The organism is Bradyrhizobium tropiciagri (genome assembly GCF_001189845.1).
In the GTDB taxonomy this organism is placed as follows: domain Bacteria; phylum Pseudomonadota; class Alphaproteobacteria; order Rhizobiales; family Xanthobacteraceae; genus Bradyrhizobium; species Bradyrhizobium tropiciagri.
Genome location: NZ_LFLZ01000060.1, coordinates 33,943 through 55,948, shown reverse-complemented (window position 1 = coordinate 55,948; position 22,006 = coordinate 33,943). Strand labels below are relative to the sequence as shown.

Sequence of the window (22,006 nt, the reverse complement as noted above, 5' to 3'; positions counted from 1 at the left end):
GTCAAGCGGCAGAAGAACGACATGGCCGATGCAGAGGCGATCTGTGAAGCAGCGCAGAGGCCGACCATGCGTTTCGTTCCCGTCAAGAGTGAAGAGCAGCAAGCGAGCGCGGTGGTGTTTCGGACCCGCGACCTGCTGATCCGGCAGCGGACCCAGGCGATCAATGCTTTGCGTGGTCATCTCGCCGAATACGGGGTGATCATGGCAAAGGGCACGGCCCATGTCGGAGAGCTTGTCGAGCGCGCAATGGATCCAGAAACAAATGTGCCCGAAGCGGCACGGTTCGTACTCGACATATTGATCAAGACGATGGTGACGCTGGAAATGCAGATCAAGAAACTCGACAGCGAGATCACCCGTCGCGCCCGAAAAGAAAAAGATGCCCGCCGTTTGATGACAATCCCAGGCGTGGGACCAATGACGGCGACGGCGTTGCTTGCCCTTGCGCCTGCCGCCGAAGCTTCCGGTGCGGACGCGACTTCGCCGCATGGCTGGGGTTGACCCCGTTGCAGCGCTCCACGGGCGGCAAACAGAAGCTGGGTGCGACGTCGAAAATGGGGGAGCGAACGTTGCGACGGTTACTTATCATCGGCGCGACTGCGGTCGTGCAGCAGGCACGGCGGCGAGTCCCTTCACCGTCATCGTGGCTCGGGCGCATGATTGCCCGCAAGCCACCTATGCTGGTAGCCACCGCTCTTGCCAACAAGATGGCCCGCGTCGTCTGGGCTCTGATGGCCAACGGTGGGGTCTATAAAGCTCCGGCTGTGGCGGCATAGCCGTCCGGTCAGAGGTCGTCGAGATGTAGGAAGGTCAAACGGAAGGTATGGCGCAACAGTCGAGAGACGGGGTTGGGAAAACCAGTACATGCCCAAATGCTATGCAAGCACGCCGCTGTGATTTGGACCTGATCCGCGAACTCCCATACGGGCCCGCGACAAACGACGGTCGCGTTAAAGGCCGGACAGATGTCAGCACCCGACTACAGCGCAGCGCTTGACGAAAGATTCTTCTTGCATCCCCGGGGGCGTCCACAGAGGGCATGTGGGCAATGCCCTTCGCGGTCTCCAGGCGTAGCAACATGTCCACAGCGCCACTTGTGCTCAGGCCTTTCGGCTGTGTTTGCGGGTTCGCCACATGCTCTCGCCATTCAGATCGAGCCGGTGGGCGTTATGGACCAGGCGGTCGAGGAAGGCGTCGGCGCAGGTAGGGTCGCTGATCAGCGCGTGCCATTGGTCGACGGGGAGCTGGCTGGTGACGATGGTGGAGCGGCGGCCGCAGCGATTTTCGAGGAGATCTCCAGGAGGTCGTGGCGGACTGCTGCGTCGAGCGGCTCGAGGCCCCAGTCGTCGAGGATGAGGAGATCGACACGGCCCAGCGCACGCAGCAGACGGGGATAGCGGCCGTCGCCGCGCGCCAAACCGAGATCGGCCAATAGCCGCGGGACGCGCTGATAAAAGCATGGAGCGATTGTTGCTGCAGGCCTTGTAGCCGAGCGCCGAGGCGAGCCAGCTTTTGGCGGCCGGGGAGCAGGCAAGTGCCTATCTTCTAAGCGGTCGGCCTTTACAACAATGCATGCGAAGCGTGGAGAGCAGTCGAAAACGGCGAACTTGGCAACTAGGCCGGCGTCACCGTCGGCATACTGACCTCTTGAGCCGCCCACCCTAGCAAAAAGCCTCCCCGGATTCATTGAGCTGGTACACTGAGGCACGGGTGTTCTCAAAGCTCGGCAATGCTGCGAATCCCACCCGCGGAGTCAATGCGCGAGACGATCGGCCATACGGCCATACTCGGCAGTCGGTTACTTGAACGGCGGCGACAACGGCTCGCACGCGAAACGGTCAGCAGGATGAGACCGCAAGCGAGCGACTGCCGAGGCTCTATATGAACCTGGCGGATGGAATCGCCTTTCTCTACAGCAGAAAAGAAGCATCGAAGTCTGCTGCAGCGCAGACGTCTGCCACTGCAGGCAGATCCACCGTGCTGATAGCCATCTAATTCGCGCAGCGGCTAAATCTGGAAAAGTTCGTCAACGCATACCGTGGAATAAACCCGCATAATGGGCGATCGCCGCGCGCTAAATGCCAATCGGCGCAGGCTAAGAACCTACCAACGATAGTAGGACCGTAGGCAAAACAACAGAACAAGGCAGTTGTGTGAGTCCGATGATCATCGGAACCAGCAAGGACAGGATTGTCGCAAGTCTCAGATCAATCCGCGCACGAAGCAAATGCGGACAAAGATGAGGCATAAGCGCTTGAGACTAGCTTGTAACAACAGCAGGCTCTTTGCTCGAGAGATTCGCGCTGGTCGATCTGCAAAACGCCACGCATCTTGCGGATTAACCCTTGTTGTTCGAATCGAATTAGCGTCTCCGTAACCCCCGCGCGGCGCAATCCCAAGACGGAAGAAAGATAGTCGTGAGTAACTGGCAGCACGCAAGCATCAACAGCGTCACTCGCTAGACAGAGCCAGCTCGCAAGCCGCTGCTCGCGATTGTGCCGAACACCGCACAGTCCTGTCTGGACGCATTGAAAGGTCAGCGCCTGAAGGTACTCAAAGAGACGCTCTCGGATGTCCGGCCTTTCCTTCATCAGCCGGCGCAAATTCTCAACCCGAATCCGGTACGCGCTTCCAGGAAAGAGCACCACAGATTGATGGGGCGAAATATGTCCACCCCACAAGAACGAAGTGCCGACGGCGCCCCGATATCCTATGACCGCCGTTTCAAGCATGCTTCCCGCCGCGACGACCCTTAGCGAGACGAGACCCGATTCCATGAAATAAACGTGTTCGACCGGTCTTCTCGGCTCTTGCAGAACCAGACGTTCTTTCAGAACGATCGGCTCAAGGCTCCCCCCTATTGCGGCAAGGTCCTCTACAGAAAGTCTCGCCAGAATCGCATTTTTGACCGAAGCCTGCTTCTTGGAACTTACCGCTAGTCGTCCGTGAAGGATCGGCGGCGTGGCGGCCACCCCCTTGAGAGCTCCATCTCCAGAACAGTCACGCAGTTGGAGGACGGTGGTCACGTGATCGGTCACTGTCCTTCTCCTAGCATGCGGCTTCGATACCGCCCCTCGCTGACACGAACTTGGCCACGGCTTCTAGCACCCGCCCTCATTCAAATTGATGCAATGAACGCCGTGCCAACGCTCAAATCTTGCGCCAAGTGCCCACTCTGCACCGGATTTCAACCATTCAGTCGATCGGCCTAGAAGCAGGCAGAACGGCAAATCGAAGCTGGATTTGCACCGCGTGGCCGGTGTTGACAACCACGCCGCTTACTATGGTGCGACCGGATTCACCGGTCATCCTGACGACAAGTGGAGCTAGGCTGGTCAACTGGGCCTTTCATCAAAAACGTCCCTGCCGGTCCCGGTGACTCGATCAACTTGTTCCTCGCAGGCTGCTTGATCAATGAGCTCAATCCCGCTTCATGAGAGCCGCATGTTCCGGTAAATGACTGCCTTACCGCGACCCAAGCCATCTTGCGGAAGCCTAGCCGTTTCGGATCTGCCTCCATAACGGCGCGCTCCGCGAATGCTCTCACGTCGCCGGGCGCTCTGCTGAGAGTTCCGAATCAACCCATCAACGTGCTCAATCCTGTTTGGTAGGGCCGACGGGTTTGCCGGAACCGCTCCCTTCAGATGAGTGGCGATGAGAGCCTTGCTCGGGCCACATCGACGGGGCGCCGGCCAAGGCCTTCCGCCCAATTTGCTTGAGAACTTCATGTATAGACGGCCCCGCGGATGCAAGGGATTTCAGCAGCACTTTGGATACCGGTCGGGTGCGTTCATGTATACGGCCTGTTAGTGCGACCGATGCCATGGCCGCTGGCCCTGATGGAGATCGCGGATCGAGGCCTCATCAACGGGTCGCGCTTGTTGCGCTTAAAGCTCTTCGGGCTTGCTCGATCCCCAGCTCCGCCGGTGTCCATCATGCTGTCATTTGCCCTCGCACCATAAGGTGGCCAAGATGCGCGGAAAGTCAGGCCGCGAGCTTAGGCCGATAGAATTCCCCGGTCGTCATCATCGCCCAGACGATCCGGGCCAACTTGTTGGCAACGGCGATGGCGACGACCATGGGCCGACGCCGTTCAAGCAGGGCTTCGATCCAGCCGCCTCCAACCCGGGAGCGTGCCTTTGGGTACCGAACGACATTGCGTGCTCCGATGACAAGCAAGTGCCTAAGATAGGAATCCCCCTGTTTCGTAATCCGGCCGAGCCGATCCTTCCCGCCGGTGGAATTCTGCTTAGGCGTCAGGCCAAGCCAGGCCGCGAACTCCCGCCCGGAGCGGAACATTGTTGCGTCCGGTACAGTCGCGGCGAGCGCCGTGGCCGTTATGGGACCGATACCGGGAATTGAGGATAGCAACTTCGCCATCGGATTTACTCGCAGGATCTGAGCTAGCTCGCGCTCGATGGCCTCGACCTGCCGGTCCAATTCCTTCAGTTGGTTCACAAGGACGGCTAGTGCGATGCGGGCGTGGGCCGGTAGCGTCACTTCCTCGTCATCCAACAAGTCCACCAGACCATCCACCCGTTGCCGGCCTTGCCCGACAATGATTCCGAATTCAGCAAAGTGAGCCCGAATCGCGCAGGCTGTCATGGTTCGTTGGCGGACCAACAAGCCTCTTGCACGATGAAGCATCAAGAAGCCCTGGTTCTCGACGCTCTTGATTGGAACGAACCGCATATTGGGACGGGCGACCGCTTCGCAGATCGCGGCCGCGTCAGCGGCGTCATTCTTGGCTCCTCTTCGTACGTAGGGTTTAACATAGGCTGGCGGGATCAATCTCACATCGTGTCCAAACTGCTGAATCTCCCGCGCCCAGTGGTGAGCAGTCGCACAGGCCTCAATGCCGACCAGGCAAGGTGCGAGCGAGGAGAAGAACGACACGATCTCGCCTCGCCGGAGGCGTTGGCGACCGGCCACTTGGCCTTGGCCATCAACTGCATGGATGTGAAATACGTGCTTCGAAATGTCCAACCCAATTGTCGCGACTTCCATTGGTGTTGCTCCTTTTAGCGGTTTCGTCCATTGCCAGTATATCGCCGGCGCGAGGGAGCGGGGCCGTCTTCCCCATCAACGGAAGTCTCGCCTCGCGATGCGGCTTCTAGAATTTTGGAAGCGACGTGCGCTCGGGTGCCCGTCTCTTGAAGCGGCCCCCCCTTGCAAACTTCATCTAGCACTCGACGGAGGCAGGCAATAGTTTCGGAGTCGAGCATAGCAGGTCCCCTCCAATCGAGGCGGCGCAATGAAGTACACCGCAAACGCAAACTTCCCGACGAAAATATTCTCAATTCGATGACATGAATGGCATGAGGCGAATTTTACACCATGCTACTTATGGTTGCATTATCATACAGTAAGCAGCTCGCGTGTCATCAAGCCTGACTCCTTTGGCGAGCCGACACACTTGGGCAGATCGTTCGATAAGCCTGACCATCTTGACGCCAAACCAAGGCTTCGCCAGTGAACATATCCGCTCGCGGAACCTCCTCAACGATCGCCGAACTATTCTTCTGACGAAGCTCGGTTCATGCGCCAATGATCCGCGTACGCACCCCAGTTCACAGTTCCGAGTAGATGTCTGCGCATCAGTATGAAGCTCGATCGCGGGAGCACCTCCCGAGTTAGTGGCACGAAAGGACATCGGACTTCTACTCTCGGCGGCCAGAGCCCAGCCCTGCTGCTTCAATTGATCAACGAAGCTGAGCGGAGCCCTGGACATGAACGCTCATCAAACCAAGGACCACCGCCATCATCCAATGCCCCGACGACATTGGACAATTCTTTGTAAGGCACCGAATAAGATGTCTCGACACGTGCACAGTTCTTACGTCGACAGTATTCTTCCCGCAGATCGGCTTGCTCTGTATCTCTGTGACGAACTCTGAGCTCTCAAGCTAACGGCTTCCCTACAGCGTCTTCAAATACTCAAGAAGTGCTCGCCTTTCGGCGTCAGTCAGTTCCGGACCGACGACCCCAGGCGGCAGCTTCGTAATATCAGTTTCCTTGCCCTCGAATGAATGCCCACGATTGCTGTTCCCAAGCAGCGATACGTTGAAGTCCGTCAGGCCGGCCGCGCAGGCGTCATTCGCGCGCACTTTCGCAACAAGCCCAACGTTAACAGGATCGAATTTGCGGCTACCAACGCAGAAAGAGCTTGGCCGCCGGCCCTGCGGCAATAACATGTCCTTGAGCGTCGGCACCGATCCGTTGTGCAGATACGGGGCTGTTGCCCAAACACCGTCCAGCGGACGCGCGCGGTACTGAGGTTCAAGGGCAAGGACTTCTTCGTCCTTGCCGTTACGGCGCACCCGCGCTCCAATGTATGCTCGCGGGTTTTGGCAATTCTTCCTCGGCCCCCACATCTGCTGCTTGGTATTTTCGGAAGAGTTGTTCGCGAGGTTCCATCGATCTATCGTCTTGCCCACCACGTCCATCAGGGCTAGCACAAATAGCGGATCTGCCGCCCGATCAGTTGGAAGGCCGCAGCCCCAGGTCTTGTTGAGGTCATCGACTGGATTCAGACCGAGCGAGTCGGGTAGGTGGACACGCCGCGTCGTCAGGACGTTGGATTGTTGACGATCGGTACCGATCACGTTCACCGGCAGTTGAACGACATTGAAATAGTGGCGTCCGCCGACCTCGACCCAATTTTTCTCGCCCTTGGCCGATCGATCCGGGTTCTCCGGCTTCCAGAAGGAATCTTCCGGCCACTTTGCGTCGAACGCGGGATCATTCACGGGCCCTCGGTGGCATTCAAAGCAATGCGAGTGATAGAGATCCCGACCTTTCTCAACGAGCTTTTCGTCGATGGCCCAAGCCGGGTCGCCTCGGAACTTGTCCTGCGCGTCCTTCCACCGGGGCGCGACAAGCCCGTTGAATTTCGTGCCGCTTGCCTCCGGCGACGAAAAGGGATCGGTCCCGCGCAAAAGCTCCTCGAAGCGCGCAATGTCCGACAGATGGATGGATGATTCAAAAAGCGGCCGGCCCGGCGCGGGTGCCCTCATATTGATTTTCGCGCTGACGCCGAGCGCTTCGCCGGAATTGCGAACAAGCTCGTTGAGGACAGAGGCGTCGTACTGCGCCCACAGGAAGTACGGCGTGTCCCAGATCGGCGGAAAGCTTACAGGCGCGTCGTTACGCGCAAAGTTGCCCTTGAGAAGCGGATCGGAAAGTTCTCCGGTCACAGGATCCAGGAAATTGGTATAGAAGACCTGGTTTCCGATCCTGTTCAAGGCATCAAGTCGGCCGAACCCCTCATCGAGATCCGCAACACCCTGACCCGCCAAAAGACCATCGCTTGCAGCCTTTTGAGCCTTGATCTTCTGGAGTGCTAGTTCGAGATCACTTCGCAGCTTCTTGCGGTCGACGCTTCGACCTTCAATGCTTTCTAGCCGGTTGGCGAAGCGCTCGAACCGCCACGGCAAGATCAGCGTGTAGCCGATCGATAGTCCAATGACCCGTTCCACCTCACCGAGGTTGACCATTGCCGGTCCACCATCGAAGCGAATGCTGACATTCTTATACTCGAGATGACCGGTATGACAGGCGGCGCAGGTTAATCCGATCTGATCTTCGTAGAAGGCCCCCGTTGTCGGATCGATGCCGCCTTTCAGAATTGCGAAGCCAACCGGCAAACCAGCTTGATTATCAGGCGTGCTCGCCGTCCAAGAGGAGCCTGTCCCCTTCGCATCCTCGCGGTAGCCGTATGCAGGTGAGCTCGCGTCAAAGTCCTTTGAGCTTGGACTTGGGATGAAACCAAGGCGTCGCAGATACTCATTGTCGGTCAAGCTCGTGTAATGGATCGATAGCTCGGGACGTTCGAGAGCCAGAAACCATCGATAGGGCACGGGAATGGTCGCCGTGCCCTGGGAGGTATGGTGGAACCAGTAACGCAGCCGCGAACTCCAGTTCTGGGGCAGCCAATACGCGCTATCGATCTTCGACGGCGCCGGCAGCGTCGCCGGCAGCAGCTGGGCAACCAGATTTGCGCTATTCTTGATCTTGAGCGCCGTATCGCGAAGCTTCTCCGGTACAAAGTATGCCATGCCCGCGACCAGTGCCGCGACCACGAATATGATCGCGACCAAGAGACCGATGGCGTGCGGCAACCGCCTCAGCCGGCCACCGACCCAAGACCTGAACGAACGTGCCCCCATGGCAATCCTCCCTCATTTCAAATAACGCGCGTCGCTCTGCGAGCGCGCCGGACGACGGCGGCCCTTACTTGTTCAGCAATTGGCTATTGATGAAGGAGACGACGTCGGCGGTCTCGGCTGCTGCGCGTCGCGTGATGGTCGCGGCCGCAGGGCCACCATGCAAGAACGAGGGAAACCAACCGAAATTACGAACATTCCAGTCTTCTTTCGGGAGAACCGCTCGGTTCACACCGGGCACCGTGAAGCCTTGCACGTTCCTTTTGAGGGGCTGTGCCGTCTCGGTATGACAGCTCACGCAATCCGTATTGAAGAAATGGCTCTTCTTCGTATCCGCAACGATGTTGACGATCTCGAGCACGCGGCTATTGGGAACGTTGCCATCGATGAAATCGGCCGTGGAGACGCCCTTACGGTTCGAGATCGGCAAGGGAGGATTCTGCAGCGCCGCGTGGCGGCAGGTCACTGGATTTTGGTTATTCGTGACCGGCCGCGGGACCACATGCGTGTCGCCGACGATACTGAACATCTGCGCGGCATGTAGGCCATCGAGCGTCGGACCCGGCACGGGTATCAGCCCGGCCTGCGGCACCCTTAGCATCGAAACGAACACCCAGGGCTCGGGCGGTGAAATGCCCATGACAGCCATGGTGTTGAGGCGCTGCGGCGAGAGATGCTTTTCAAGCAAAGCTTTAACCGCATCACGAAACGGCTTTGCAGATGAACCGACCAGCCCGGGGTGCACATTCATGTCGCCGACAGTCGAGATCTTGACAGTGCCGAACTTTCCAGCGGCAAGTTGATCGCGCAGAGCCGCAACGTCCCGAATAATCGCCTTGAAAGTTGCGTCGTCAGGCTTGAATCGCGGGAATGGCGCGCACCCTTCGAGCGGCGGATCGGGATCGAGGTTGAAGCTGAAGATCAGGTGGCCGGCAGTGTCATGGACCTTGAATCCGTCAGGGCCATTGGTCACGGGTTGAATGATCAGCCGGATTTGCGGCTGCCGTCCAAACTGGGCGACGACGTCTGGAGATAGGCCCGGTGCTCCCGGATCGATCCGGATACCCGCAACGAACCAGGCATTAATCCTTTTGACGGCATCCGGCAGATGGATGTGGCGCGCGCCGGAGTCCGGCACGCCTTCGCGCTCGGGATTTTCGGCGTTTGCGACAAAGCGCGCGAAATCATCATCTGACAACAGCCGGTGCGCGTCCCCAGCGGGACCGGCAAGGTCGGAAACCGCAATCAAATTGACGAGGTCTGCAGGCGACTTGGGGGGCGGAAACAGGATGGACACGTCGTTGGCCGAAAGTGGCTTCGATGGCGTCTGGCCCTCTGCTGTTGCTGGTCCCAAAGCACCGCCCAAGATCAGTCCCGCTGCGAGCAGATTTGTAAGGACCCACCCAAGCATCGAGCGGCGGATTTCACCTTTCGCCATCGTCGGCATTCCCTTGTAAGATTGAAAACTCGAACGTCTGATCGAGATACAACCGTCTTCAGCGAGATATCCTGCAAATTTTGCCGCGCAGCCGCGGATAAAGGACGCTCACTCGCTACCGTAAAACTTGCTTTGCAACGTCTTGAGTTGAGTAGGATGCAAAGCCTCATCTATGCAGTTGAAAAACATCTCACTTCTTGCATTGACACGCTCCCGATCAAGCGGGCCATGGTCCATGTCTGTTTGCAGGGCGCGCACGGCGATCCAGTCCTTCGACGGATCCTTGAGCAGCTCAAACAATGTTCCATTCTGATAGGGATGAAGACGAAAATGGGCAAAAGCCACCTTGGCTGAGATCTTGGCATCACGAAGTGCGTCGGGGAGCGCGAGGAGATCAAGCCCCTCCAGATCGCCGATATCTTGTATTTGGTTCTGTGCTTCCTGATACTGCTCCCGACCCACCAGTTGATACATTCCTCGTGGACGAAACAGCCAACCATCGTCCGTGCCCGCCTGGTTTCCGAACGGGTTGCCCTCGTAACCAAGAACAAAATTCGCCAATTCCTTGGGATGATTGAGCAATGTCTCGATCGCGATCGGCGGCTTGCTCGCCGCCACCAGATCGGCGTTGTTTTTGGCGATCCGGTCGCGCCATTTGCGTGGCAATTGCGAGACCGCGCTGTAAGAGAAATTCTCGCTGCTGCGGGTAAAATCAGCGCTGTCGTAGGAGATTGCTCCCAGTATATAGGCAAGGATCCGCGGATCGGTCTCAGCGACGCGATCCCATTCCTGCAACAATGCCTTGACCTGCTCGGCCTGAAAATACGCCATATAGCTCTTCCGATATGGCGGCAGGGGCGCCGGAGGCGGCGAATGGTCTTTGATCGATACCGCGAGCTGGTGCTCATAGGCGGCAACTTGGTCGCGGTACTTCTGATAGCCGCGCTCCTGCAACCACTTCCTCTCGTAACAGGCAAGTAGCGGCTGCGGCTTGATCTTTGGAGCGGGCCGGTACTCTTTGCCCAATTCATCGGCGTAAGCCGCTTGGGCCAGCTTCGCATCTCGGAGCGTTTCAAAGGCGGATGCGACGGATCCGTTCAAGAGATGAAACAATTTCACCTGCAGGCAATCAGCATTGCTCTGCTTGGTCCGGGATTGATCGAAATCATCCTTTGGCACGCAATCCCAAAAGCGACCGCTGCTCAGCGAGATGATATCCTCGGTTTGCTGAGATAGGGTCCAGCCAAGCGGCAGACTGTAAAACAAGCCGGTTATTTCGGTGCGGCCGAATGTCGGAAAGCGCTGTACACTGGCAACCAGGTCGCTTTCCGGCGCGCGATCGATCGTGGTTGCGTGATTGAGTGCGACATAGGTCCGCGAGGTACGCGTGCTCAGGAGCGCGCGCACCGGCTCCATGAGCTCACCGAACATGAAGGACCCATGATCTTCGAACTGACCACTCACCAGCGACAAAAGATAGATCCGGAACTTTGGCGCATCAGAGGTGCCCTTGATGCTGTTGAGCCGCTCGATCAGATCCAGAGCAGTCTCGATTCCGGAGTTCTCGACATATCCGCCGTCCACCAGGCGCGCCTGTCGATTGGCGGTCATGCAGTCGTTCTTTATAGGAACCGTCGCCGCCGGCGTCACCCATGGAAAGCGCGCGCTGGTAAACGCCGCCGCGCTGAGCGGAATATGGAGGGAATGGCTTGTGACGGTTTGATCGGGTCCAATGCCGACGCGATCAAGCGCTGCGAGAATGCACAGGTCCTTGTCTTTCGCGTGCAGCGGATCGATATCGAAGGGAGAGATCACAACGCGCTTGCCGCTCCCGGCGTCCGTCGTATTCAACAACAGCGCGGGCATATTGTTGTCTGGCGCCCAATGTGACTGAAAATCGGCTTTCAGGAGGTTGGACTGTGCGCCGGCCCCCTTCTGGTTCCTGAGCATTCGGTCTGTGGCATTTTCCAGCGTGTATTCCAGAAAGCGCGCGCGATCGAAACTCGGAATCGCGAAGGGGGAGAACAGCTGGGTGAAGTCGGTAAAAAGAAAGCCGGCAACCAAAGGCGAGAGAAAATCCGTCTCCAACACGCTTGCTACGCGCTGTTCTACCGGCCCCGACGCATCGATGTCCTCGGCGCGACCGACACCGGCGAGAAAATCTGCGATCTTGGGGCATGTCTTGGCGTCAGGAGCTATCGCATCTAGTGGCGCATTGTCGGCATGAAGCGCAGCCGCGAAAATTGCCGAGCCGACACTTCCGCCGGAGACGCCGCTGATCGCAAAGAGATGCTGCCGAAATGCCGGACAGAGATCCTGCATTCTGGCAAGAAAGCGGGCCGCGTTGTTGGCCGCATAGATGCCACCGCCCTGGGCCGCCACAATGAATACGGGATATTCGCCAAGCCTCTTGGCCTCGGCGACCCGCGGCTTTTGCAAAATCCATTCGCGAAATGCCTCGACCGCAGAAATGCGGCCTTTGTCTTCCGGCTGGCCGGCTGCAATATCGACAGTACGCAGACCGTGATCGTCACTTCCAAATAAGGATGCAACCAGGAACAGGCCACCGAACACAACTGGTATAAACGGAAAATTGAGCCTGATTGTCAGCAGCGCAAAGTGGGTCGAAAGAGCAACCACGCACATCGTAAAAAGAGCAATCACGCCAAACGAGCCGACGAATTGCGCAAGCCTATCGGGAAGCAGAAGGAAGCCAGCCGTCAATAGTGCGATGCCGGCAATCGTGAGCGCAAGAAATCTATAGCGGATGAAATAGGCATTGTTTGCCCTGCTCGCGAGCTCGGTGGCGCGATCTCTCGCTCCCATCCGCCAGGCAAATACGACAAATGCGGCTAGCAGAATCAACATGGCGAGGGCCAGGATGAGCAGCAGGTTGCGCTCGAAGGCAAGCGCCTGAGCCTGGATGCGGAAGATGCTTCCGACTTCCTCGACCTCACCGATCTTTTGAGCCGGCCGCGAGCCGAGTTGACCTGCGGTCGCAGCCAGTATGGGCAATGCGCCGAGGATAACGGGCGCAAGTCTGATATACAGGGCCAACCGGCCTGTCGCGCGCGGCATGCGAGCTATTGTTGCAGCGGTGAGCTGAAACGCAGCCGCCCAAATCGTTATCGCGATCACGCCAACGGCGATGAACTCTTTGACAGTTGTCCAGCCAATGTCGTCGGCGCCTATTCGGTAGAGCTCCTGTATCTGATCTGGCAGGTAGAGCAGAACGGAAATGGCGACCGAGAGAATGATGATCCATCGCAGGTTGCGCAATAAAGTGAACAATTGCTCGCGCACAGTCATCGCTCGTTCCCTAATACTGTCTACAGAAGATAGTCCTGAGCAAATATTGGCTTTGCTCCCAAACACACGGCCGAACGCTCACCGAACGCGAAACGCTCAAGAGTGCTCGCCGCACGCAATGCAACAATAGATCCGCTATCGGACAGCGGGTTTAAAGCAATAAGCTTAACCTGCGGTAGTGGAGCGATTTATCGAATATTCCGCTAGACGGTCAAGAGATTTTCGATGCAGATGAGACGAAATGGAGCGCTCGATGTTTTTCATCTCGCTCCAGCGCACTTGCGCACTTTTTCCCCACTCATTCGACTGAGACGCAAAGAAGGCGCACGGCGCCGCCGCACTTCTTCCTGCTATCGTCGGTCGCATTTTATCGATCGGTTCATTGATCGATGCGGCATGACGTTGACGAGGGCTCGGACGCTTTAAGACCTGGCCTTCTTGAAGCCGACTTTGAGCAAGAGGAGAAGAGCTTGCCCGCGACGAGACCGCAGACGCGCTCAACCGGCCCTAGCATCAATGATCGTGCGCTGACGCCAAGCGTTCGCACCGATTTAGGCCGATCAGTTCGCCCTACCCAGCGATTGGGCCCACTCCATGGATGCATACGTGATGACCTCGCCCTGGTCCAAACCACCTCGCTTTTGAACAAAAAGGTGCCCCATCAACACCGGCTGTTTGATCGGTACAAGTCGAGGATTCTGCGAACCGACAACGCAAGCCCCGCCCCGGCAACTGTCATTTGCTGCCAGAAACAGCCGCACGTTAACTTTGCCGCCAGAAACAGCCGCACGTTAACAAAGCAGCAGCGCGTCAGATCGCCCTTTGTAGGGCACGGTCGCACAAAGAGCCGCGCCAGCTAGATGCCTCGTCCAGGATGAGTTCGGTTTGGTTTGATCAGACATGCATCCTTCATTCCGGCCGGAATCATGGCCCCGAGTGCCCGGTCGTAGCTGCATAAGCACGCAGGCATTGACCAGCGAGACAGCGATCAAGGCTTTCTCTTTGCGCCCAAAGATCCTGCACTTCATACCCTCGCTGGTCGGACCTTTCTGTGCGTGCCCCGCGTATCGCCGCACGCTGACATCGCTGACGATCGGCGACGGCATTGTTTTGTCCGATTCGGACAATCATCTGGACATCGGGCCACCGAACAATAAGTAAGAGCCGCATCAGTCATTTGCGTCTTTGAGCAAACCTTGCATCGATCATCGTCGATGCCTTGTGAGAGTATACTCAAAAGTCTAGCGGGACGCTTGCGCGTCGGCTATCAACCCGGCGAATTTTAGAACGCGGAATCATATTCGGGCAGTCACGGCTTTGGACATCACCGACGAGCAGTGGCGGGAGAACGCTTTCAGCATTCCCGCCAATCTGAGAGCTGTGCCTCGCAGCGAGGACGACGACGGTTTGCGACACGCCATGCTCATCGTCTGGGCCGCGCTCGCCAAGGCATCGGCCACGATCAAACATTTATACTCGCTTGTCCCGGAATCGATGATCCTCGAGTTCGCTGCGACGCTCGACATGCAAGCGCCGGACTATGGTCTGTCGTTCGACGGCACGGAGACCTACGAGGAAATCGTGATGCGGCTCGGCGGTTGTCTTCGCGCCATGGAGCGTGAATACACCGAACAGGATCTGGGCTCGAGGCCGACTGATCCAGCCAGGTGGCTCGTCGAACACGCAGGGCATTGCGCTTATCTCATCCCCATGGGGCGCTTAGCGTGGAAGGACACAAAGAACCCTGCCCAGGATATGCGCAACTTCGACCAGCGCGGGCTGCTGCGTGTCCGGTTCGTCCCAGCTGTCGTCGACGGCGCGGCGGTTCAGATCGTGAAAGCCGACCGGATGGCCAGGAAGTCGTCGACATTCGGCGCCGTATTGTTTCCTGATCCCACCTTCGACTGCGATGAAACACCGACGAGGTTCTTCGTCAGAGCGGTTAACATCCCTAATGGCGAAACCATTATTTCCGATGCGTGCAAGGCGGCTCACACCGAACTCTGCCTGACCACCGTGTTTCCGGAACTCATGATTGACCCGCAATCGCGTCGTCTCATCGAAACTCAACTTGTCGAGAAGCCTTGGCTTGCCGAGGGTGAAATGCCGGACGCACCTGGCATCGTGGTCGCAGGCTCTTGGCATGAAGTGGAGCACGGCCAGCGATACAACATCGCTACGATCTACGACGGTCACGGCGTGCAAATTGCTCGGCACAAGAAGCGCATGGCTTACAAGGACGCTGAAGGCCGCGTGGAGGACATTCGGCATGGGACCGAGCTTGTGGTCGTGGTGCTGGAGGAAGCCCTTTTCGGCTTCGGGATCTGTCTCGATTTCTGCAATAGGTGTTATCATACCCCTTATGGATGGCTCGATGTTGACTTCGCAATCGTCCCGTCATGCGGCAACGCGGTCACCATGGACGGACACATCCGGACCGCGAGGGATTTGGACAATCAGCGAAAAACCCGCAGTTTTGTGGTCCAACAGGCCTATCCGCCACTGGGTCAGGCTGCCGGTTTTGTCCTGAATCCGGACGGGAACTCATCACGCTGGGCCGCAAAAGAGCTTCTGACAGACACTCCCTGGAGCGTTTTCCGCGGCGAAACGTTACATGACCGTTGACTTGGCGTTAAAGCGAGCCAATGTAAAGCGTACCAAAACGAGTTCCACGCCCCCTTTCTCAGCTGGTCTAATGTCCGCCACCGACCGCAAGGCCTTCGAAATATCGCTCGATCGGATCGGGCGCGGCGATGCGACGCCGGCCGAAGCGGCCGCCGCGATCCGAAAAGCGCTAACCAGCGAGCCCTCTTTGACAGAGCGGGTCTATGATGTGCTGCGCGACGTCACGTGGCGCACGCTGACCTCGCGCTCCTTCGGCGGCGAGCTTTCGCAATGGTTTGAGGTGGTGCGACACGCTTCGGCACTTGCCGCCAGCAGAAATGCCGGCGGGATGTCGGAGAGAATGCGCGCCTTTGCCGACCTGATCTCGCAGTCAGCGAGATTTGCTGAGCTCCAACCATTGGAAGAGGTCCTCAAGCGAAAGCACACCAAGTCGCTTCTGAGCGCCATCGCAGGCGCCGGTAAGGCCGTCAGCAACATCGCACTGATGAGCATTCTCGGCCTTCGAGAGTCCAACCTTTCGAGGGTGACCGGTGCCCTGCAGGGAACGGGGCTGATCGAGCGATCCTCATCGGGAAAGGAAGCAAGCTTCGCGCTGACTGACCTCGGTCGCCGCGTGGCGCGAAAACTCGACATCGCCGTTAATGATCCAGCGACAGATCGCGAATGGTGGCATCAAGCGCCCTATCCGTTGGCGATCTGGACGGCAAGCGGCGAGCCGGTCGGCGCGAATGCCGCGTTCTATCGATTGACCTGTTCAAAGGAGCCTCATGTCCTCCCGTCGCTTGCCGACTGGAAAATGACAATTGCGAAGACGGCGCGCGATGAACGGTTGACCTCCAAAGATACTTGGCGGCTGCAGATCGACGACGCGACTTGGATACAATTCATGGAGACTGTCACCTCGGATGGCAGTCTGTGTATCCTTGGATCAGACGTATCTTTGGCCATGAAGGCGATGAGCGAAGTCGAACATGCGCTGAAAATAGCAAAGGAGGCGGAGGCGCTGGCTCGACGCGAGCTGGCAGATATACAAAATCGCCTGGTGGCTTACCAATCCGCGAACTCGCACGTCAGAGACGAGATCATGAGCGTTGCCGCGCGGTCGAACCAGCGCGTGCGCGAGACTATCCACGGCTGGACACACACCGCGGAGAATCAGATTGTACCGAACGAACTGCACGCGGTGGAGAAAGATCTTGGCGCAATGCAGGTTGCAGTGCGCAACCTCATGGGCCCTGTCTTTACAGAGGGCAATTTCGCTTCTGGCTGGATTGACCCGAACCATGTCGTGACAGAAGCCATGAATACGGCAAGAGAGCTCGATCCGAGTATTCATGCGACCGCATCGTTCGGCAAGGTTCCGAGAGTACGTGGTGCGGCATCCCCACTGCGTACGGTTCTCAATCACATGGTCCTCATAGGCACTCGTCATGGCGCATACGAATTTCGTGGTGCGTTGAAAGGATCCAAACTGGTCACAACGGTACGCGTCAAAAGCCCCGATGAGCACGCGCAGCTCACGCCGTTCGAGGTGGTGACGAGTTTGGGCCTCGGCTATTGTCGTGCCATTGTAGAAACGAACGGCGGAGCTTTCGAAGTACGGGAAACCGGTTCGGGAACTGACACCATGATCGTGTTTTCTTGGCCTATAGAGGACAGGACTGCGCACGGAGGCAAGATAAAGTACGGACCGCCGGCCAAGGCGAGCAAATCGCGCAGGCGCCCTGTTCGGGGAATCGTCGATTAGCCGCTGAGGCTGCGCTCGATAATTGGCTCAAGCCTTCAATCTACCGGACGACACCTTCAATCGTGTTGTTGGCGGAGAATACGGAGGTCCAGGGCAGTCGTTGTATTTTGTAGATGCGCTCGCCGCACACATGCTTTGGCCAACGTCTTGGTTCTCCGCGCCAGGAGCGGTTGTGCCGAACAGGCTGCTTGAACACTGAGGCGGACTTGGTGGCATGGCCCCCTCTTCCGCGTATTCATCGACGGCCGCAGCGCGATGATCATCCTCCCGAATCCGCGGGGGCCTCATAGGCCGCCTCCAACTCCTCGAAGGAGGCGGCAAGGCCCTGACTTTGACTCCCGAAGCCCCGCCGGCGCGACGGGGGGAGCTTCCAGATCTGTACGTTCCGAGCAGCGTCATTGCTATGAGACGGCTACGGCCGACTTGAAAACAATTTCATCAGCCTGCTCTACCGGGTCCGGCAGATGCTGATGTTCATCGCTGAGCCGAGCTCTTGCATCCTCATATCATTCGCTCCACAGCATTGCTGCCAGCTCTGCTGGCTAACTCTTTGACGATATGGTGCTCCGACGCGCGCCACGTCGCTCGGCTCGAGGTGAGCCTCGCCCCGCCGCATCGCAGGACACAAGACCGCCGGCTGTCACGCCTCCTCTGACTGAGCGGCAACCCTCTCGCAGAGGCCGACCCCACTTCTGCACGAAACGGACAAAAGAGTCACCGTTGCGCAACAACGTGCGGAATTATCCCGAGCCAGCCAATTCGCGATTTCCATCGGCGCAGCTCCGACCGATATTTGGTTGCATTGCAATGCGTCCACCTGCAGTGCGGGTGGGCACACGGCAGGATGATCTGCCCCGAATTAAAAGCGAGGTCATTTTGATGAAGGATTCGAAATCGCGCCGTGCAAGCTCCCCGAAAACGGGACTGCATCGCGGCACCACAGGATACGCGATCAACTTCTTCCGTTCGGACATCCTGGTCAATCTGCAGCTGGATCTTAAGAGGCTCGAGAAGTCAGGCATTGATGAAGATGTCTGTCGCAAAATCAGAGAGTTGCTCAGTGCGCTTGTATCTGCGGCATCGGCTGAGCCAAAGGGCTCCTTTTGGGGAAGGGCCGTCCACGAAGTGTTGCGGGACTACGAGTCCACCTATCGGGAATGGAACAATGTAAAAGGAAGCGACGCCCAAGCTGCGCATAAACGAGATGAATTGCTTTCCAGGCTGCAAGACTTAAGGCATTCGATCGCGAACGTCTGCCGCCGCAATGCTCACAGCCTATCGGAAGCGCACGATCTCGAACTGATCACAGCAATCAACGAGGCTTTGAAAGAGGCGATCAAGGCCGTCCCAGGAACATTTTCTGCTCTCACCAAGAGTGCCGAGCGATTTGCCGCTCGTGCTCTTACGTGAAGCGCTGTATTGATCAGGTTCGATCGAAAGCCAACCATGCCTTTTGTTTCATTCTTGATCTCTTGCCTCTTGCAGGTTGGGGTTCGAGCCGCCGCGAACACCTTCCGTCCGACGCAAGAATGCCAAGCAGCCACACTTCTTACGCCCGCAGGCGCGCTTCTTTTTTTGCTCTTCATGAATCGCCTGGATAGCGTTTAAGCGTATTCAAGGTCAGGTCGAAGCGAACTTGGACGCGCCGGGCCGCGGACGCGTCCCTCGGCCCAACCTCAGCGCGATCCCTCAGCTCTTCTGATGGGTAACGATGTGCTGCCTGCCGTTCGCGAAGTCTTGCCGCCGGGGAGCCATAGTCGCTTCGGTCATTTGCGCGTGCTAGGTGACTTCAAGATGATCCGCTCGTGCGATCAGTTCGTGCTGGAGCCGATGCCTCCAAAACCTGCGTCTTGGGCCGAAATCTGCGCTCTCGCCAATCCCACCGGAGTCCGGGATCAATCGATCCTCGCTCGGCGCCGTCAATCATGCTGCCTCACAGCGGTCAGCATCAGTGCAGCCAGACTCATTGAATGATTTTCGAGGTCGGCAGCAGCAGCATTTAAAATCGCTTTCTTTCCGGGTACAGGCCAGCCGTTTGGATCACCCGGCAGATCGCAGGCATCTGACGAACGCTACGCTTCGACGCTCCCATTTGCGAGCCGCGGGATCTCGTCCGCTCCGTCCATCTCCTCTTACCGGCTTATCCCAATTCCCTATGGACTCCTGGGAATTATTCTCGAAATCAGCGAGTGAGATGCCGTATAGTCGCGCGATACGCGCAAAAGGGGGCTTTTTCGGTGCACGACAATTCGGTGGAAAGAGCCAGATGGCTGCGCGATTTGCTGCGCTTTCTGCCGCTGCGCAGCCAATTCGTGCTCTCGGGCAATACCCGCGACCTTCAGATGCATGAGATCGCTCCTGGCGAGGTGACCGCAGCGCCCTTGTCCAGAGTTCTGCCGGATGTCTTGAGAACAGCTGGTTATGCGCAGATCGCCTGGTTTGATCTTCTGAATGGATTCCGGGATGTCGAGCCGGCGGACGGAAGCTACCTCTCTCGGTTGGGTCTGATGCCGACAAACGGCGCTGCGGCAGGCGGTATCGATCTTCTGTCGACGACGCTTGAGCGCCACGTCACAGCTGACGGACAACCCTCCGCCCTGGTTGTCGACTTTGCCTCCAGGCTGGTTGCGCGAAACGACGCGTTGTCACCTGCCGAGCACCAGCTTTTCTCCCGCGCGCTGATCCTCTCCAATGCGGCGCGTGCCCGTCCGGCGGGCGAGAAAAGGCTGCCTTTCTTCAATACAGTTGTCTGGATCGTCGACAAGGAGGGGGATCTGCCGGATTGGTTCCTGATTGGAAACCCCAAGGTCAGGCACATCCCCATCGGACGACCGGATCATCCTGCCCGAAGGAGCATGATCCGCTCTTTGGTCCGGGGTCTGCCGGGCGCGCAGAACGCACAAGAGCCGTCATTGGAGAAGTGCGCGCAAGAGTTCGTGGACGAGACCGAGGGCCTTTTGCTGCTGGACGTGAGCGCGGTCGCGCAGCTCGCCCGCAGCGAGGCCGTCCCATTTGATCGCATCGCCGATGCGGTCCGACGCTTCAAAGTGGGCGTGACTGAGGATCCCTGGCGCAAGATCGACCGCGAGAAGATCACTTCGGGTGAAGAGTTCGTCAGACGCCGCGTCAAGGGACAGTCTCACGCGGTCACGCATATGCTCGATATCGTCAAGCGCGCGATGACCGGGATCGGACAATCGCCACGGGGTGGCCGGCCAAGAGGTGTCGTCTTTCTTGCCGGACCGACGGGCGTCGGCAAGACGGAGCTTGCCAAAACCATCACCAGCCTGCTGTTCGGCGATGAATCTGCCTATATCCGCTTCGACATGTCCGAGTTCAGTGCCGAGCATTCCGACCAGCGGCTGATCGGCGCACCGCCCGGCTATATCGGATATGACGTCGGCGGCGAGCTCACCAACGCCATTCGCGAAAAACCCTTCAGCGTCGTCTTGTTCGACGAGATCGAAAAGGCTCATCCGAGAATTCTCGATAAATTTCTGCAGGTTCTCGACGACGGGGTCCTGACCTCCGGCCGGGGCGATCGGGTCTATTTCTCCGAAGCCTTCATTGTCTTCACCTCGAATTTAGGCATCTACGTACCGGGGCCATCCGGCGAGAGAATTGCCAATGTCACGCCCGAGGAGACTTTCGAGGCGGTACGCAGCAAGGTGCGCGGCGAGATCGAAAGGCACTTCAAGCAGGTCCTCAATCGGCCCGAAATATTGAACCGGATCGGAGAGAACGTCATCGTTTTCGACTTTATCCGCCCCGAGGTCGCAAACGAGATATTCGATTCAATGGTCGACAACCTGCTCAAGGACGTCAGCTCGCTGGGCCATGACGTCACCATGAGCGGAAGTGCCCGCGAGGCGCTTCGCGGCCTGTGCCTTTCTGATCTTTGCAATGGCGGCCGAGGCATTCGCAACCAGGTCGAATCTCACCTCATCAACCCGCTATCGCGGGCTCTGTTCGATCGCGGAGCGGAAACGGGGCACAGATACAGGATCGAAGCGGTCCGCCCTGGGCCATCGACCTCGATTGATCTCGTCAGCGAGAAGTCCTCATGAGCAGGATGATCAACATTTCTCGCATTCATTTCCCGATCACGACCCTGGGGCCTGGCCGCAGGATCGGGATCTGGTTCCAAGGCTGCTCGATCCGTTGCCCAGGGTGCATCTCCATGGACACATGGGCGCAGGGACGGGGAACGACCACCATAGAAGACGTCGTCGAGGCTGTTTCACCATGGCTGTCGGCAGCCGACGGGATCACGATTTCGGGTGGCGAGCCTTTTGACCAAGATGAGGCATTGTTCGATCTTCTGGTCCAGCTTCGCGCGCGAACCAATGCGGACATCCTCGTGTTTTCCGGCTACCCATGGACCGCGATCTGCGGTGCGCTTGCGGCATCGCCATCTCTCATCGACGCGATCGTTTCCGGGCCATTCAAAGTCAATGAGGCGCAAACTCTTGCGCTTCGTGGCAGCGACAATCAGGAACTGCACCTGCTGACGGCCTTGGGCCGCGCTCGGTTCGCGAACTTCGAGCGCCGCATCGACGAAACAGACCGCGCCTTCGATATCATGTTCGACGACCATGGCGACCTCTGGCTTGCCGGCATTCCTGCGCGCGGCGACTTCCGGCGGCTACGACATATTCTCGAAGATGGCGGATCAACGCTTGGAACTTCGGAAGATCCCCGTTTCCTTTCTCTTTAGAATTT

General features: G+C 58.0%; 11 protein-coding genes and 2 pseudogenes. 6 read left to right on the top strand and 7 right to left on the bottom strand.

All coding sequences use genetic code 11. The features are described from left to right. A pseudogene (locus AKN84_RS46375) lies at nucleotides 1-776 on the top strand (IS110 family RNA-guided transposase); the annotation flags it as partial. Between the two features lie 324 nt (nucleotides 777-1,100). On the opposite strand, the pseudogene AKN84_RS33625 reads toward AKN84_RS46375, so the two are convergent. The 7 genes and pseudogenes from AKN84_RS33625 to AKN84_RS33600 form a co-directional block, all read right to left on the bottom strand. Further along, a pseudogene (locus AKN84_RS33625) lies at nucleotides 1,101-1,514 on the bottom strand (ATP-binding protein); the annotation flags it as partial. A gap of 693 nt (nucleotides 1,515-2,207) precedes the next feature. Beyond that, a complete protein-coding gene (locus AKN84_RS33620; protein WP_050424761.1) occupies nucleotides 2,208-3,038 on the bottom strand; it encodes a Crp/Fnr family transcriptional regulator in 831 nt (276 codons plus the stop codon). Nucleotides 3,039-3,984: 946 nt separating this feature from the next. Further along, complete coding sequence (locus AKN84_RS33615; RefSeq protein ID WP_050424760.1) at nucleotides 3,985-5,007, bottom strand: IS110 family RNA-guided transposase; 1,023 nt, start codon at nucleotides 5,005-5,007, stop codon at nucleotides 3,985-3,987. A gap of 14 nt (nucleotides 5,008-5,021) precedes the next feature. Beyond that, nucleotides 5,022-5,225 carry a hypothetical protein gene (locus tag AKN84_RS50820; RefSeq protein WP_128971393.1) on the bottom strand — a complete coding sequence of 68 codons (204 nt, stop codon included), beginning with the start codon at nucleotides 5,223-5,225 and terminating at the stop codon, nucleotides 5,022-5,024. A gap of 693 nt (nucleotides 5,226-5,918) precedes the next feature. Next, complete coding sequence (locus AKN84_RS33610; RefSeq protein ID WP_050424758.1) at nucleotides 5,919-8,168, bottom strand: di-heme-cytochrome C peroxidase; 2,250 nt, start codon at nucleotides 8,166-8,168, stop codon at nucleotides 5,919-5,921. Between the two features lie 64 nt (nucleotides 8,169-8,232). Then, on the bottom strand, nucleotides 8,233-9,603 hold the full coding sequence (locus AKN84_RS33605; RefSeq protein WP_244485655.1) for a hypothetical protein: 1,371 nt from the start codon (nucleotides 9,601-9,603) through the stop codon (nucleotides 8,233-8,235). A 108-nt stretch (nucleotides 9,604-9,711) separates the two neighbouring features. Beyond that, nucleotides 9,712-12,912, bottom strand: a complete 3,201-nt coding sequence (locus tag AKN84_RS33600) for a hypothetical protein (RefSeq protein WP_244485654.1) — start codon at nucleotides 12,910-12,912, stop codon at nucleotides 9,712-9,714. A gap of 1,317 nt (nucleotides 12,913-14,229) precedes the next feature. Here AKN84_RS33600 and AKN84_RS33595 point away from each other — a divergent pair. From AKN84_RS33595 to AKN84_RS33575, 5 genes are all read left to right on the top strand, one after another. Continuing rightward, on the top strand, nucleotides 14,230-15,537 hold the full coding sequence (locus tag AKN84_RS33595) for a carbon-nitrogen hydrolase family protein (protein WP_050424756.1): 1,308 nt from the start codon (nucleotides 14,230-14,232) through the stop codon (nucleotides 15,535-15,537). Nucleotides 15,538-15,607: 70 nt separating this feature from the next. Beyond that, complete coding sequence (locus AKN84_RS33590) at nucleotides 15,608-17,284, top strand: hypothetical protein (RefSeq protein WP_050424755.1); 1,677 nt, start codon at nucleotides 15,608-15,610, stop codon at nucleotides 17,282-17,284. A 720-nt stretch (nucleotides 17,285-18,004) separates the two neighbouring features. Beyond that, a complete protein-coding gene (locus AKN84_RS33585; protein WP_128971392.1) occupies nucleotides 18,005-18,694 on the top strand; it encodes a hypothetical protein in 690 nt (229 codons plus the stop codon). Nucleotides 18,695-19,521: 827 nt separating this feature from the next. Then, nucleotides 19,522-21,351, top strand: a complete 1,830-nt coding sequence (locus AKN84_RS33580) for an AAA family ATPase (protein WP_050424753.1) — start codon at nucleotides 19,522-19,524, stop codon at nucleotides 21,349-21,351. Continuing rightward, entirely contained in the window at nucleotides 21,348-22,001 is a 654-nt protein-coding gene (locus AKN84_RS33575; RefSeq protein WP_050424752.1) for a 4Fe-4S single cluster domain-containing protein, read from the top strand. The genes AKN84_RS33580 and AKN84_RS33575 overlap by 4 nt, the downstream gene beginning before the upstream one ends. Nucleotides 22,002-22,006 lie beyond the last annotated feature (5 nt).

Bases quoted from the DNA above. Each gene is read 5' to 3' on its own strand.
- AKN84_RS33590 (WP_050424755.1), top strand. From the start codon at position 15,608: ATGTCCGCCACCGACCGCAAGGCCTTCGAAATATCGCTCGATCGGATC.
- AKN84_RS50820 (WP_128971393.1), bottom strand. From the start codon at position 5,225: ATGCTCGACTCCGAAACTATTGCCTGCCTCCGTCGAGTGCTAGATGAA.
- AKN84_RS33575 (WP_050424752.1), top strand. From the start codon at position 21,348: ATGAGCAGGATGATCAACATTTCTCGCATTCATTTCCCGATCACGACC.
- AKN84_RS33605 (WP_244485655.1), bottom strand. From the start codon at position 9,603: ATGGCGAAAGGTGAAATCCGCCGCTCGATGCTTGGGTGGGTCCTTACA.
- AKN84_RS33615 (WP_050424760.1), bottom strand. From the start codon at position 5,007: ATGGAAGTCGCGACAATTGGGTTGGACATTTCGAAGCACGTATTTCAC.
- AKN84_RS33610 (WP_050424758.1), bottom strand. From the start codon at position 8,168: ATGGGGGCACGTTCGTTCAGGTCTTGGGTCGGTGGCCGGCTGAGGCGG.
- AKN84_RS33600 (WP_244485654.1), bottom strand. From the start codon at position 12,912: ATGACTGTGCGCGAGCAATTGTTCACTTTATTGCGCAACCTGCGATGG.